12 protein-coding genes and 2 pseudogenes are annotated in these 15618 nt (G+C 57.0%); 7 read left to right on the top strand and 7 right to left on the bottom strand.

Annotation, left to right across the window (positions count from 1 at the left end):
- The first annotated feature begins 343 nt into the window (after positions 1–343).
- Entirely contained in the window at positions 344–1453 is a 1110-nt protein-coding gene (locus tag ATB1_RS00695) for a DUF3179 domain-containing protein (RefSeq protein ID WP_128081355.1), read from the top strand.
- Positions 1440–2039: a hypothetical protein gene (locus ATB1_RS00700; RefSeq protein ID WP_042661809.1), complete on the top strand. Its 600-nt coding sequence runs from the start codon at positions 1440–1442 to the stop codon at positions 2037–2039. Before ATB1_RS00695 ends, ATB1_RS00700 begins: the two co-directional genes overlap by 14 nt.
- 324 nt (positions 2040–2363) lie before the next feature.
- Here ATB1_RS00700 and ATB1_RS00705 read toward each other — a convergent pair whose 3' ends face one another.
- The 6 genes and pseudogenes from ATB1_RS00705 to ATB1_RS00730 form a co-directional block, all read right to left on the bottom strand.
- Positions 2364–2885, bottom strand: coding sequence for a helix-turn-helix domain-containing protein (locus ATB1_RS00705; protein WP_042661810.1), 522 nt, complete (start codon positions 2883–2885; stop codon positions 2364–2366).
- Between the two features lie 112 nt (positions 2886–2997).
- Positions 2998–4463 (bottom strand): annotated as a pseudogene (locus ATB1_RS00710) (Coenzyme F420 hydrogenase/dehydrogenase, beta subunit C-terminal domain).
- Positions 4453–6159 carry a nitrite/sulfite reductase gene (locus ATB1_RS00715; RefSeq protein ID WP_042661811.1) on the bottom strand — a complete coding sequence of 569 codons (1707 nt, stop codon included), beginning with the start codon at positions 6157–6159 and terminating at the stop codon, positions 4453–4455. The pseudogene ATB1_RS00710 and the gene ATB1_RS00715 overlap by 11 nt, the downstream one beginning before the upstream one ends.
- Before the next feature lie 552 nt (positions 6160–6711).
- Positions 6712–7184 (bottom strand): annotated as a pseudogene (locus ATB1_RS22705) (DUF6789 family protein).
- A gap of 107 nt (positions 7185–7291) precedes the next feature.
- Positions 7292–7807: a redoxin domain-containing protein gene (locus ATB1_RS00725; RefSeq protein ID WP_042661855.1), complete on the bottom strand. Its 516-nt coding sequence runs from the start codon at positions 7805–7807 to the stop codon at positions 7292–7294.
- A gap of 75 nt (positions 7808–7882) precedes the next feature.
- Positions 7883–8602, bottom strand: coding sequence for an NAD(P)H-hydrate epimerase (locus ATB1_RS00730; protein WP_042661812.1), 720 nt, complete (start codon positions 8600–8602; stop codon positions 7883–7885).
- A gap of 120 nt (positions 8603–8722) precedes the next feature.
- Here ATB1_RS00730 and ATB1_RS00735 point away from each other — a divergent pair, with 120 nt between their 5' ends.
- The 5 genes from ATB1_RS00735 (at position 8723) to ATB1_RS19645 (ending at position 14327) form a co-directional block, all read left to right on the top strand.
- Entirely contained in the window at positions 8723–9724 is a 1002-nt protein-coding gene (locus ATB1_RS00735) for a DUF3179 domain-containing protein (RefSeq protein WP_042661813.1), read from the top strand.
- A gap of 435 nt (positions 9725–10159) precedes the next feature.
- Positions 10160–11581: a dihydrolipoyl dehydrogenase gene (locus tag ATB1_RS00740; RefSeq protein ID WP_042661814.1), complete on the top strand. Its 1422-nt coding sequence runs from the start codon at positions 10160–10162 to the stop codon at positions 11579–11581.
- Between the two features lie 146 nt (positions 11582–11727).
- The gene (locus ATB1_RS00745) at positions 11728–12033 is read left to right on the top strand and encodes a putative quinol monooxygenase (RefSeq protein ID WP_042661815.1); all 306 of its coding nucleotides are present in this window, start codon (positions 11728–11730) and stop codon (positions 12031–12033) included.
- A gap of 304 nt (positions 12034–12337) precedes the next feature.
- Positions 12338–12694 (top strand): DsrE family protein, encoded by a 357-nt coding sequence (locus ATB1_RS00750; protein WP_042661816.1) that lies wholly within the window; start codon positions 12338–12340, stop codon positions 12692–12694.
- Between the two features lie 391 nt (positions 12695–13085).
- Complete coding sequence (locus tag ATB1_RS19645) at positions 13086–14327, top strand: histidine kinase dimerization/phospho-acceptor domain-containing protein (protein WP_052367620.1); 1242 nt, start codon at positions 13086–13088, stop codon at positions 14325–14327.
- 33 nt (positions 14328–14360) lie between these two features.
- Here ATB1_RS19645 and ATB1_RS00760 read toward each other — a convergent pair whose 3' ends face one another.
- Positions 14361–15596, bottom strand: coding sequence for a nitrate/nitrite transporter (locus ATB1_RS00760; protein WP_042661817.1), 1236 nt, complete (start codon positions 15594–15596; stop codon positions 14361–14363).
- Between the last annotated feature and the right edge of the window lie 22 nt (positions 15597–15618).

A 15618-nucleotide genomic window follows, 5' to 3' on the forward strand; every position in this document is an offset into this window, starting at 1 on the left:
TTGACCGGTTCACGGTAGAGGCGGTGGAAGCGGGCAACCCTTCGATAGAACGTTGGCACAATCCGTCCGGAGGTCGGCAACTGGCCGATCGTTGTAACGCAGCCTGCGCAAGCGCACGTGGTACTCGTCCGACCTCGACGTACGCAGGAGCGCCTACCTCGTCGCCGGAACCAAGGTTGGCCAGATGAGGGCCGGTTCGAGCTAATTAAACAACCGCTCGGTCGGGCCGAACTATCGTTCCTCTATACGCTTCGGGTGAATACAATAAGTAACCAACCACCGTGTGTGTGCAAGTCACACGATCGCTCAAGCGTTAATCCGATCTCACCCGTTCTGTTCACTAATGGGATTCACTCGACGTCAGTTCGTCGCAGTAGCTGGACTCAGTGCGCTCGCGGGGTGTACCAGCGGTGCAGACCCTGGATCTGAGGAAACCCCGACCACGACAGCAGAGTCGAGTGCCGCCGGATCAACGTCGGTCACCGACGGAGGCGTCCCGACTGCCGAGGAGACACTGATACTGCCGATGGATCCCAGCGAACTCGAATCACTCGCGGTCTCGGGGGGACCACCCAAAGACGGGATTCCATCTATCGACGATCCGTTGTTCGTCGGATCTGACGACGCCGATTTCCTCGAACCCGGTGATCCCGTGTTCGGCGTCGCACTGAACGGTGATATCAAAGCATACCCACAGAAGATTCTCGTGCAACACGAGATCGTCAACGACCGCCTTGGAGATCTCGCTGTCGCGGTGACGTACTGTCCGCTGACCGGAACTGTCCAAGGATTCGAGCGCGGGGAGACGACCTTTGGCGTCTCCGGCCGCCTGATCAACAACAATCTCGTCATGTACGACCGGGCAACTGAGGCCTGGTGGCCCCAGATTCTCGCTACGTCGATACCTGGGCCATGGAATTCGGCTCCCGGAACCAAATCGCTGCGGGAGTTCAGACTCGTGTGGACGACTTGGGAGCAGTGGCAGGATCGCTATCCCGATACACAGGTCCTCTCGACGGAGACGGGATTCGCAAAAAACTACGGTAGAGACCCGTACGGGTCCTACAATCCGCCCGGAGGGTACTATGCCAACGAAAACACGCTCTTCAAAACGCTCGAAGAAGACGACCGATTCAGCCGCAAACGCGTGTTCATGGGTGCCCGGACTGCAGACGGAGCCGTCGCGTTCGACAAATCGACGCTCCTCGAGGAACGGATAATGACGGGCGAACTGAGCGGGACGCCGGTAGTCGCAGTCGCCGACCAACGCCTGGATACCGGATACGTCTACCTGAACCCTGACGAACGGACCGTCACGACCGACGGCAGTGCGGTGCTAGTTGGGGATTCCTCGTACGAACCGAATGCCCTGCCGCTCGCGGGGATCCACACGTTCGATGCGATGTGGTTCGCCTGGCACGGATACTACCCAGACACCAATGTCTACGCGTAACAACGTCCCTTTCGGGCGGCTCGGAGCAGCGGTCTCTCGAACGATTGCAGCCGCGACGGAGGTCTTCCGCCGCCCTGATGCGACGCTCGTCGTCGTCGGGACGGCGGTTGGATATCTTTTGATCTATCTATACGCACTTGGGCACCTCGCACCGGGTATCGGAGGGTTCGACGTGACCGTCGTCTCTGGAGCTCTCGAGAAGTTCTTCCAGCCGGAACTCGGTCCGTTTTCGTTCACTCCCGTCGCTCGCGTGTCGGTCGGCCCAGTGACCTACTTGTTCTCGCTCAACACGGTTTTAGGTCTCGGTATCGCCAGCCTGGTCGGTCTAAACCTCGGTCTTACGTATCTCGCGTGGCGCCAGCCAGCGGCCTGCGGAATCGGGTCCTCGTCGTCCGGATTCCTCGCGAGCATCCCCGCCGTTCTGTCGGGAACTGCCTGCTGTGGACCAGTCGTCCTCATCGTCCTCGGAATCCAAGCATCGGGCATCATCGTGACAGCATTCCAGTTCCTGTTGCCGATCGCCGTTGTGCTGTTGGTCGGGAGCCTCGTCCTCGTCGGTCGGCAGATCGATCCGGCGAGGCTCTAAGTAGAATTCTACTCAGTGTCTTATTGAACAATACAGAGAGAATAGTTATCAGATAGTCACGCTAAACTACTGGATGATCAAATCATCAGCAATAAGCCGAGGTACCGGGACTGGCATTGGAATCGGTCTCGCTCTTGGTGCTGGAATTGGTATTGCAATAGATAATATCCCCGTCGGAATCGGAGTCGGGTTCGTCCTTGGAGTAGCAATCGGCAAGTCGTGGGAGAACCGCCAAGAATAGTCCGCGAAGCTGGCACACTTACTTTGCGGCTGTGTCAGCAATAAAGATGTTGGGCTAATAGAATTTCAACAAAGCCGCCGTTTTCACTCCTGATAGATTTTCCACTGAGGGTCCTCTGCATCAGTCTTGACGATAGCCTCGACCTTTTCTCGACTCAATGAATCGATAAGTGAGGTAGCCCCGTGGACCCAGAATATGAATGCTCCCAATAGATTTCGTCTCACCGCAGCCGGGTCATTCGGTGTGTATACATAGACCTGTCCGCCTTCTTTGAGGATCCGCCGCTGTTTGTCAACTACGCCGAGGTCGGCAAGATGGTTGAGATGCCGGGAGACGACACTTCTGTCATAATCAATCTGCTCAGCAAGCTCTGCTACGGTCTGTTCGCCACCTTCCATAACACAAAGACAAATGTCCAACTCGGTTTCGGACATATCGAAGACGGTCCGCATCAACTGGTTGAGCGATGGTTCGCTGACGCCAATATTTTCGTCACTAACCCGCGTCATCGCTGTGTCGCAGCAAATTATCCCTTCCTGACCGATACCGAGGTTACCGCAGGAGTCGCATTCGAAAAGCGTAGCCGAGGAAACTTCGTTTGTCATAGTACAGAACGAGAGCGCCGACTCTCATAAGTCTCGACAACGATTGTTCGTGCGGTGGACAAGCATATCGAGCGATATATGGCCGTTATGTGTACCAGATTGCGTGCGAAAATCAGTGATCTGCCTCGTGTGGATTCCGTTCGGTTCCGTACCACTCGGCATGGTCCGTATACTCGATGAACCGTGGAGCGTCAGGATCGAAGGGCCGGTGGAGCGACTCGAAAGCCTTCTTTTTGTCCCACGACTGGAGACCTCCGATTGCTGAGCGGTCTTCTAGGTCGTGGTAATCGAGGTCTGGTTCGGTGAGTTTCCACGCCTTCAGTCCCTGTTCGGTTCGGATGATGACGCTGGAGTATTCGTCACTCGAACCCACTGAGCCGACGGTCAGATCCGCGCAGTAGCCGGTGAAGTCCGCACACTCATCACAGCCCTTCAGCGCTGCACCGTGGAATTCCTCGATGTCCTCTTTGAGCATCATCTCACCCCTCTTGTCGTAAACCATCATGTCGCCGTGGAGAACGTCCATCTTACCGATGTCCGTCGGATCGATACCACGTTTCTCTTGGAGTTGCTCGCCGATGAGACGTTCGTAGTTGAAATTCTTCGTACACATTAGAGCGATCGTATACTCGATCGCCCTGACTCCCTCCTCTTGGCTGGCGTAGTCCCAGTCAAAATCCTGCAACGCACGAATTCCCTCGATTTCACAGGGCGTTCCGACGAGCGCCAACGAGAGCTCTCGAGGATCTTTTTCGGGGAATTTTTCGCGCCACCGATCGACATTGAGATTACCGAGCGCCATCGTCTGATTGTAGAAACTCCCCGCGTTTTCGATGAGTTCCGTAGGCGTAGTGGCGAGCAGACTTTCTGCCTTCCAGGGTTCGTCTTCGCTCTCGGTAGCGATGAGTGCGCCGTCGATCTCGTCCGCCTCCAGTAAGTGGAGAAGTACACTCGTCACGAGCCCACCGTCTTGGGCTTTCTTCTGCCATTCTTCGTCGACCTTCGCCGAAAACTCCGTGATCGTATCGCCAGCACCCGAGACGTTGTCCTCGCCGCCAGTGATCTTCCACTGCCGTTCGTACCTGAGTCCCCCGCGGGGGCAGAAGTCCCAACAGAGCGAACAGCCTGTACACATCTTGACAAGTTCTGGTAAGTCGTCTTCACCGATACCGATCGAGTCTGACGGGCAGGCGGCGACACAGGTACCACACTGAATACAGCGTCCCTCGTCGATAACGGCCTCATCGAGTTCCATGAACCACGTCTTGTCGTCGGGTTCCTCGATGTCGTTCATCTCGCGACGAATCGAGTAACCAGGTGTATCAAGATCGACACCGTCAGGCACCTGTACACGTCTGCCCGAGCCTTCTGGGAGATATCCTGGCTCTTTCCCTCGGCCGGCGTTTTGAAAGTCAAGTTGATCAGATTCCCTTCGCTGTCGACGTTACTGGGACGGGCACCCCCGTCAGCAGCAGCTGGACGATTCCTGCAGTCACATCCCTCGTTACAGCTGCAGGAGACACCATCGGTGCTGGCGTCGGGAACGCCGGGAAGAGGACCACTCTCGTCAGTCCCCATGGGCGACACCTCCGGAGACGTTCGCGTCAGCCCGTTGCATGATACTCCGGAGCCGGGCGTTGCTGGTTCGTCGGGTCCACTCGTAGAAGCGTTCGGCCTCAGTGCGTTCGTCGCCAAAGACGTCAAACAACTGCTGGAGCGCAGGTACGACAGCGCGGGCGGGAACCGCGTGCTCGACCCAATCGAGGAATTCGTTGTTCGGACCGAGGCTCCCGCCGAGTCCGAAATCCATCCCCTCGACGATGTTGTCGCCCTCTTCGTTGGTCGTTCCTTCGGGATCGTCTATTTTGACGGTTTCACCACGGAACCCGATATCGGCTATTTGCGGCTGTGCACAGGAAGCCGAACAGCCCGACATGTGCATTCTGACCACGTCGAGATCGTCGGGTACGTCGACATGACGATCCAAGGAACGAGCCCATCGGTAGACACGCTTTTTTGTCTCGATGATACCGTAGTTGCAAAACTCTGAACCCGTACAGCCGACCGCACCGCGGGCGAACGGACCTGGATCGTGTTCGTACTTTCGAGCGAACGGTTCGTTTAACAGAGCTGTGAGATTGTCCTCGGGAATATGCGTGATGAGGAAGTTTTGGTCAGTGGCGAGTCGAATAGAGGTGCCTTCGGTACCGTACTCTCGGGCAGCCCTGGCGACCTCGGAGAGTTCGTCACCCCCCATGCGACCCGCGATGACGTTGAATCCGATGTAGTAGAGTCCCTCTTCGCGCTGTTCGTGTACCCCCACGTGGTCGCCTCGGTACCCTCGCGTGAGATCCTGTCCCCGCGAGAGCAGGTCAACGTCACAGCGATCACGCACTGCCTCCTCGAATTTCCGTGGTCCCATCTGCTGGACGAGATATCGCATCCGGCAAACGCCCCGGTTGTTGCGATCGCCGAGTTCTTTGAACGTCTGTGCGACCGCACGGCAGAACTCGACGGTGTCCTCGGGCTGGACGAAGACATCTAGATTTGACGCCATGCGGGGTCCATCGGAGAGCCCGCCACCGACGCGGGCGTGGAAGCCGTATACTTCCTTACCGTCGACGCTCCTACGAGCCGGTATGAGGCCAACGTCGTTGATCTGCGACTGAGCACAGTCCTCCCGACAACCGGTAATGGTCATCTTGAACTTCCGCGGAAGGTTCGCGTACTCGCGGTTCTCGGTGAAAAAGTCCGAAACCGCTTCGACGACAGGCTGAGCGTCGAAGCACTCGTGTTCATCGAGACCTGCCGCTGGACAACCAAGGACGTTGCGAGCGCTGTCGCCACATCCCTGTATAGTCGTCAGGTTGACCTGGTCATAAGCCTTCCAGATGTCGGGCATATCCTCGATTTTAATCCAGTGCATCTGGACGTCCTGTCGCGTCGTTATATCGAGAAAGGCGTCCCCCCAAACGTCATTTTGCTCTTTGCCGCCGTACTCGTCGGGTGCGGTGGCGTACTCGTCGGCCACCTCACCGATGACCTCAGCTTGTTCGGGTGTAAGATATCCACCGGGCACCTTCGTACGGAGCATAAAGTACCCTTCCTGACGGCCGTGGGCATACATCCCAGCCCACTTCAGCCGCTCCCACTCGCCATCGCCTGCTCTCTCTTCAATCTCCTCAAACGAGAGGCCATCAGCCGCGTACTCGTAAACGTCCTCAATAATATCGAGAGGATGTTTCTCCTGCTTCCATTGCTCGACTTTGTTCATTGGTATCACACACCGTGACAGCTAGATTCGTACGAGTGCTGATGTATGTCGTTGTCCCCGAGATTCCTGCCCTAGTCGTGGATGGACGAATTTGCGCGTTATAGCCCGATTAGAGCCACTATAGCTTCTGAATCTCCCTTAGAAGGGCTCATGCTCACGAAAGACCAGAATAAATTGTACTCACAACCAGCAACAATGTCCGGTACAATCAACGTGGATTTTGATGACCGGCTGGCTCTGTTCGTCATCGACGATTGTTTCACCCACGCGCTGCATGCTGCACATTAGCTGAAACAACCCAATGTTTGACGATTTCAAAACGGCTGCGGTAATCCTATTCTTTCGGTGATGATCTCGGTAATCAATTAGACCGTTATATTTAGCGTTCGAGTGTCTTGTCGATGTTGTGAGTGAAATGCCTCTTAAACGAACTGGAGCAATCGTGACTTCCGAAGAGCCTGCACTCGTTCAAACTACCAATCGAATCTATAACTCCCAGAGTGATTCTACAGAGCCAAAACGGCAGTTTCTCCCTGTTTCAGCTAAGTAGAGTCAGAGTCTGTCTTTAGTCGCAATATAAACGCCACCCAGCACGAGTCCATACACTACGTGCCAGATGAGAGACGGCGGCGCGAAGTTGGGAAACGGAGGCGAGGCGGGGGAACCAACGGTGCTGAGCCAGACTGGCATGAGAAGTGCGGCCAGAACAGCCCAAGTCACGATGCCCCAAGCGAGACCGAGGCCGATGATATTGCGTGAGGAGTCGAGCTCTAGGCTGCTAGCAATCCCAGCGAAAATGATACCCAGGACTGTACCGTGAAATACGTGGACAGCTACCCCTACAGGGATATTTGGTGGCGGAGCAGCGTATACAACGACGGGATCGCCACCGCAAGTACCGCGTCGTTCATCGCGAGCATCAACACACCCATGACGATTCCGCCTGCTATTCCACCAACGGCACCCGCCTTCCAGTTAACCGACTGTGAATCGGTCTGGACTTCACGCCTAGTTTCAGTGGCCATAGTAGGGGAAACCGTCCAGTGTTCAATAAAAAGAAGGAGAGCATGTGGGACTAACCCAGAGTCCCGAAATGTTTATTAAGGTCTTCGAGCTCCTGTCGCCTAGACCCTCAGGTCGACTCGTCGGCATCCTCGATAGCGCATTGATTGTCGCGGAAGTTGGTTGCTTTCCGCAGTGCTTCGAGATTGGGTTGTTCCTCCGGGCTACGAGCTGACCACGCGTACTGGACGGTTCTGTCAGGGTCGACGACGAACGTCGCTCGCTCGGGAACATCTCGATGTCCCTCAAACTCCTCGGCCAATACGCCATATGCTCGACTGACCTGCCCGTCCGTGTCAGATAGGAGCGGGAACTGAATGTTGTTTTTCGTCGCATACTCGCGGTGGGAGTAGGCCCCATCCGCCCCTATGCCGAGGACGACCACGTCGTCCAGGAGCGTGAGCCAGTCAGCATCCCGGAGCGAACACCACTGCTCTGTACACGCCGGATGGAAATCGAATGGATAGAACACAAGAACCACCGCCCACCCCCGATCAGTGTACTCCGAGAGACCGTGCGTTTCGACCGTCCCGGCGGCCGCTCCGGGAAGCGTGAAATCCGGTGCCTCCTGTCCTACACGGATCATGTGAAATACTAACACAACTACGGACTTCAAGAAGCGGGGGGCGTGCAACAGTATCACACAGAGGCAGCGTTCGACCTACTGGTCGAGCAGAACCCAGTCATCGTCTCCGAACGGGCGGTCGTACTCGATGTCGAGTCGCTCGTAGACTGTTCGAGGGATGCTGATATCCGCAAGGTACAGCTCTCCTGTCGGTGCGTCGAGTCCTGTCTTCGGAAGTGCGAGTGTCACCGTGCGGTCCGGGACAACCGCCGTTCCAAGCGGTTCGCCGGTCGTCGCGTCGATCCCAGAGGGGATATCAAGCGAGATCGTTGGCCCCGTCATTTCATTTATTCGGTCGGTGAATTCGGCCGCCGGTGAGCGAACCGCTCCGCTGAGCCCGTAGCCGATCAGCGCGTCGACGATCACCGCCTGGTCGCTGGAGTCTGCGAGAGAATCGACGCCGGTAGTGAGCGAGAGTTCCATTTCATCGAGAATGTGATACTGATGAGCAGCATCGCCACTCAGTTCTGCAGCGGATCTGTCCAGAACCACCCGTACCGGAATTCCACGATTCGCAAGATGTCGTGCACAGGCGAGACCGCCGCCGCCATTCCCGCCGTTTCCAGCGACGATTATCGCCTCGCCGTTTCCAACGTCGCGGACGTGCCAGGCGAGTATTCGACCCGCGTTCTCCATCATCTGGAGCACCTGTAACCCGACGTCCTCAACGGCAATACGGTCGACATCACGCATCTCCTCGGCGGTCACGGCGGGGACGGCCCGTCCGGTCGATGTACGAAACGAGTTCCGAGCCATGGCTCACCTAACACGGAGCAGCATCAAATACCCCGCCAGTAGTATTCGATGCAGTCCGAACGAAGTCTCTTCGAAGAGGCTGTTCACAGAGGTTATTGATGTTCCCCCTGTTCTGTGTGTATGCATACCCAGGACGTCCTCCCGCGGGACGCCATTCCGAGTATCGACGACCCCGTGTTCGCTACGGAATACTTTGGAGAGGATGATGACGAGGTGATTGTCGTCGAAACCACCCCGGCACGAGCGTATCCAGTACGGATTCTCAGTTATCACGAGATCGTCAACGACGCCCTCGGTGAAGACGGGCGACCCGGTGATGAGTCGAACAGCTCCGGAGACTCGACAGATGGCTCACGTCCGATTGCGGTCACGTGGTGTCCAATCTGTGCGAGCGCAGTCGTCTACGACCGACGGGTCAACAACCGCGTATTGACGTTCGGGACTTCCGGGAAGCTTGCCGACGACGCCCTTGTAATGTACGATCGTGAAACCGAGTCGGAGTGGAAGCAGCCACTTGGTCGGGCAATTGACGGTCCACTCAGTGGACAAGAGCTGCCCGTCGTGCCGGCGTCGATGATGTCCTGGCAGTGCTTTCGGTCGGAGTACCCGAATGGAATCGTACTCCAGCCGGTTCACGGCGGCGAGGGTGACCCTCGTGGGAACTCGCCACGAGCAGTGTACGAGATGACCTCCTACGAGCGGTACGACGCTGCTGACGGATTCGGACTCCGTGAAATGCGAGGTGAAGGACGGAAACGCACGTGGGGCCGCGACGATATCGACGCCAAGACGGTCGTATTGGGGATCGTCAACGACGGTGACGCAGTTGGATATCCGGTGCCCCAAGTTCAGGCCGCAGGGGGCGTCGTCACTGACACAGTGGGACATCTCGACGTGCTCGTCGTAAGTACTGACGGCGACATTCACGCGTTCGAGAATCCCGGATACGACTTCGAGGTGCGCAGCGGCACACTGTACGCTGATGGCGTCTCGTGGGACATCCAGACGGGGCAAAGTGAAGATGGTCGTACTCTATCTCGGGCCCCAGCACGACGCCTCTACGCGTTTGCCTGGCAAGATGACCACGGTCCGGAGAGTTTCTACGGGCTTATGAATCCCTAAGTGCGGTTGACAATCCCATAACAGTCCCACCCGCTGTTGTGAAACACTATTGCAACCCCGACGAATCCTTATGTGTGTTTTCGACAGACACCTGAAGGGGGCATTCTGTCACACGCTCCGCCCCTCTCTTCGATGATGAGTGACGATTCACGCCTTGGTGTGTGCCCCAACTGCGGTCACGACATCCGACCGATCGACGAGTTGATCACGTTCGAGCGGTCCGACGATTCCATCGGGATGTTTGCCGAGTGTCCTTCTTGTGAGGAAGTCGTGGAGCCGAGGTAGGACACTCTGCGAAGCGAGTTGACACAGTAACAACGGGTCCTCGGATAAAATCGACGACTCAGCTGGCACTGTGTCTTGTCCCGTCGCGAGTGTGGGAAAAACCCGAACACTGGCGCAGGTGATTATATTCGCGGATGTAGAATACGGTATATGAACGAAGTCGATTTCCTGGTCATCGGTTCGGGCTCTGGACTGGACGTTGCGAACGCCGCAGCCAACCGCGGCCAATCCGTTGCAGTCGTGGAGAAAGGCCCGCTCGGTGGGACGTGTCTCAACCGCGGATGCATCCCGTCCAAGATGCTGCTGTACCACGCTGACGTACTCGAAACGATCGAGAGTGCCGACGCGTTCCACATTGATGCAGAAATAACTGATGTGGACTTTGCAGAGATGGTTCGCGAGGTCAACGAGGACGTGAGTGGCGACGCCGACTCCATCCGGAACGGACTCCGTTCCTCCTCTCAACACGATCTCTACGAAGGTGAAGGACGATTCGTGGACGAACGCACCGTCGAAATTGTCAGCGGTGTTGACGAAGATTCTCGAATTCGAGCTGAGACTGTGCTGATTGCCGCCGGGACGCGGCCGGCAATCCCCGATATCGACGGGATTGACGACGTGGACTATCTCACCAGCACGGAAGCGTTGCAGTTGGAAACCCCACCGGACCACCTCGTAATCGTGGGGGGTGGCTACATCGCCGCCGAGCTCGGTCACTTCTTCGGGACGTTTGGGAGCGATGTGACGATTATCGGGCGACGCCCGAATCTCCTCCCGGAGGCCGACGAGGAGGTTGCCGAGGCGTTCACCGACCGATACGCCGAGCGGTTCACCGTTCACACCGGACATGCAGCGACAGCTGCCTCGGAGAGCAATGGGACTGTGACCGTCGAGGCACATCCCTACGAGTACGGAGACGACGGCGGAATACGCGAGGATGAGTCAGTGACTGTGACGGGAGATACGCTACTCGTGGCCGCAGGCCGCACTCCGAACTCTGATAGACTCAATCTCGACGCAGCAGGGGTCGAAACCGACGAGCGAGGCTTCGTCGAGACCGACGAGTATCTCCGGACGACCGCTGAGGGAGTCTGGGCCCTCGGAGATATCGTCGGCGAGTATCTCTTGAAGCACAGTGCGAACCACGAAGCCCAGGCCGTCGCCCGAAATCTCTTCGGCGACGACCTCCAGCCGGTCGACTACACTGCAATGCCCTTCTCCGTGTTTGCGTCACCAGAAGTCGCAGGTGTGGGTGTACACGAGTCTGCGCTTCAGGGAACGGGCACGGAGTATGCGACGCGGACCTATCAGTACGACCAGACAGCACGTGGAAGTGCAATGAAAGCCGACGGCTTCGTCAAGGTCATCATCGACTTGGAAGGTGAGATCCTCGGGTGTCATATCATCGGGCCCGAGGCCTCCGATCTCATCCAAGAGGTCGTCGTCGCGATGAAAGCCGGATCTGGGACAGTCACGGATATTCGCGAATCCATCCACATCCATCCTGCACTCTCGGAGGTGATTCAGCGAGCGTTTTCGGGGCAGTTCTCCCGAGGCGGCCACTCGCACTGAGTTTACTGGCTCCCTCAATGGCTACCCCGAGGAGTGATCCGGGGAGATGCCCTGTGTGGAAGCTATACTAAACCCTCCACAGGTGTGCGGCTTCGTTACACAGTTGGTGAACAGATAATCACCTGTCCGTCCTCGATACAGGTGGCATGTTAGTTGTCCACGCAACGTTTCCGATCGCTGCGGAACATCACGAGAGAGCGACTGAATTAATCCGCGAACTGGCCGAGAATTCGCGGAAGGAGAAGGGTATCATCGACTACCGAGTCGCGACCGACGTCGACGACGAGAACCTGTTCCGGTTTTTCGAACAGTACGAGGACGAAGCAGCGTTCGGAGCACACGCTGAGTCCGACCACTTCAAACAATTCGAAGCTGAACTACCGGATCTCCTCGCAGGAGAGCCAGAAGTGACTCGCTTCGAGGTTGAGTCAGCAACAGCCGTCGAACTCTGAGCCGAGACACGCGCAAAATTGATGACGGCGTCTCGCTTCCGGAAAACGTTCGAATAAGTTCTCGATGGCCTCGAAGCGTACGTCGTCGCAAACCGAGGTGCCGTTACAAAAGGCAGTCGGATGGGTGTCCCTCTGGGTGACGGTATCTCAATCCTCAAAACCACAGCCAGAGAAGACTTTTACTACATTTTCGATGTCGTGAGTCTCACCAACCGGAAGGGGTATTTAAACCACGTTCGCAGACGTATCACCGTTGCACGGCCGCAGACGAACTATAATCTCCGCGGTAATACTCACTATCGCAATGGCAAAAGCAGCAGTTGTGATTCTGGCTGGAACAGAAGGACACGAAAATCTCGGTCGTGTCGTGAACGGTCTGGAGACGGCCAAGGAATTCGCTGAAACAGATGGGGACGAGATAGAACTGATTTTCGACGGGGCCGGAACCCAGTGGATTCCCGAACTCGAAGATCCTGATAGCGATCCCCACGAGCTCTATCAAGCAGTCAAAGACAATGCATCGGCCTGTGACTACTGCTCTGGCGCATTCGGCGTCGATGACGCTGTGAACGACTCCGGAGTGGTCCGACTCGACGACCACGACGGCCACCCGAGTATCCGGTCGCTCGTCGACGACGGCTACGAAGTCATCACATTCTAACAATCGAGACGGGTCCCCCCACCCTCTCTGCCCACGTGGACGGATCAACCAATGAGCCAACCATTTTTGGAGTTCACGGGAACTCCGAGAAAATAGTCTGAACACACGATACGCCACCAATGTTTCCATCTGCAGGTGACGAGCTTCGAATTAAGCCCGGAGGGATTCTGATCGCTGTGGTTGCGTTTGTTCTTACGCGAACCCTCTTGATCGGGGTGATTTATACTGGCTCAAATTCCTCAAGTGTAGCTACGATATTACGACTGGTGCCCCTCATTATCGGACTGGGGCTAGTCATCTACGGCGTCAGTCTTGCTGTCAGTACCGTGACAGAACCTACGCTCGAACCGTCGCGACCTGGTTTCTCATCGGGAGCTTCGGAATCTTTGCAATGGTCGGTCTCGGGGCTATCGAACCGTCCAACATCCTCTCGACGTTTTCATCGAATACAGTCATCGCTAATGCAGTGCTTGGTGGCGGAGCAGGGGGTATCATCGTAGGGATACGGTCGGCGAGAGACAAGCGACGCCAGCAATCACTCTCAAGACAGTCCGACCAAATCGTATTGCTTAATCGACTCCTCCGCCACGAAATTTTGAACGCGATTACGGCAATCCGAGGACATGCAGAACTGCTGAGTAACGGCGATAGTACCGATCGGAGTTTCGAGGCGGTTCGGGACGGGGTCGATCGAATCGAAGAAACGGTAGATCAGGTGGGTTTTCTCATCCGAACCGTCGGCGAGACTGCAGGAACACTCACCTCAGTTGATCTTGCCGCTATCATCCAAGAAAGTTCAAAACAGCTTCCAGACGACGCTACGGTCTCCGTAGAAGAACCTCCATCTGTCCAAGTTCGTGCGGACGAGTACCTCGAGACGCTGATTACGGAACCAATTCGGATGGCACTCGAACGGACCTCGACAAATGAGGTTTCGGTGGCAGTCAATCCCAGAGAAAACACGGTTGACGTTTCCGTTTCGGCCACTGGACAGTGGCTCAGTGAGGCTGCCCGCGAAGTGCTGTTGGAGGGAGTGCCAGAGCAGGAAAACCAGAATCTCGACTACGGAATACCAATCATTAGATTGCTCGTGGCACAGTATGGGGGAACGATCGACATCGTCGAAGATGGGACGAGCACTGCAGTCGTTATCACACTGCTCCGGACATCGCAGCAAGCGCCAGAGAGTGATCGCCCGGGAGTCAGCGTGGCTAACCTTCGGAACGCAGCTCTCGCGGGTATCGTGGCAGGGGTCGTTATGGGATTGATTCTCCAGCTTGTCGCGGGCGAGATGGGCATTATCGGCGCACTCTACGGAGTTCAGACAGTTGCTGTCGGGTGGGTAACTCACCTGTTCCACAGCATCGTATTCGCGACTGTGTTCGTCGCTGCGGTGGCCGTCGATAGTCTCAAGCAGTACGCTGAGAACCTCGCTGGAAGCATCACGTTAGGTGTCCTGTACGGCGTGTTCCTGTGGCTCGTCGCCGCCGGCGTCGTCATGGGGGTTTGGCTCAATCTCGTCGGAATACCGGCGTCGATTCCGAACCTTGGCATCGTATCCCTCGTCGGGCACACAATCTGGGGAGCTTTGATCGGCATGCTCGTCGCTGTGCTCCCTACAGAAATCAATTGAGGAAGTCACCTCTTGGGGCGAGAGCGAGAAGGGTCACCCGCGACCGCCAGCCAGTGCAGCTGCCTCTGGAAGCCGTCGGAGCCACAGCATCGCAACCGTCCCGACGAACGGTCCGATGACCAATGGCGAAAACGCCCACTGCCAACCGACGACACTCGCAATAATCGGTGTGATCTGAATCGACCCCACTGTGAGTAGAAAGCCGATAGCGGTCTGCAGCGTCAGGGCTGACCCGACGTAACTGTCCTCGGCGAGTTCGGAGACGGCCGCCGAGAATTGCGCAGAGTCGGCGACGATGACGAATCCCCAAATCAATAGGAACGGGACGAGGACGAGCAGGTGCCCACCAAACACGAAGCCGGCACCAATACAGGCTGTGCCGCTGACGACCATGCTTCCACTCGTGACGGTCGTCCGTCCGATTCGGTCTGCGAACACACCGGCGACGACGGCACCGATACCCCCTACCGCAATGGTTCCGAACGCAAGTAGCGCAGCGAGTGTCGGTGCCGGGTCGCCGCTGGCAGCGAAACTCGCAGCCAGATACACGGGAATCCACGCCCAGACGGCGTATAATTCCCACATGTGACCGAAATATCCGAGATTGGCGAGCATCGTCCCGCGGTCACCGAGCATCCGCCGAACGGCTCCGGGATCGAACGGTGCTGCCGGAGCTTGGTAGGGGCCTGGACGCACAAAGAGAACGAGCACACCACTGACTGCTGCGAGCCCAGCCGCACCAAGTAAGACGAGTCGCGGACGGCCGACGCCACCGATCGCCCGAAGCAGATGCGGCATCGCCGACCCGATCGTGAGTGCACCGACGAGCGTGCCGATAGCGAAACCGCGTCCTTCCCGAAACCAGCCAGCCATGATTTTCATGCCTGTCGGGTACACACCGGCCAGTGCGACACCGGTGAGAAACCGTAACAGAACAGCCGGGAGGAACGACGACACGGCAAGGGCGATAAGTGCAGTCGCTCCCACGCCGATGGCGGCTGAGACAGCAAACAGGTACCGCGGTGGAATCGTATCCGAGAGGGTGAGTGTCGCAGAAAGCACGGCGCCGACGACGAACCCCAGTTGCACCGCGTTCGTCAACCATGCCGTCTCAGCGCTCGAAAGATCCCAGAGGGCCGCGAGTTCCGGCCCGACCGCTGATGCACTGAACCAGAGCGTCATCGCAAGCAGTTCAGCAACAGCAAGAACGAGGAGGACACGGTAGCGACTCGTTTTCGTCGGTTGCTGCTTCTGTGACGCCGTATCCATCACGCTGGTAGACTGATCATAA

The organism is Haloferax sp. ATB1 (assembly GCF_000730175.1).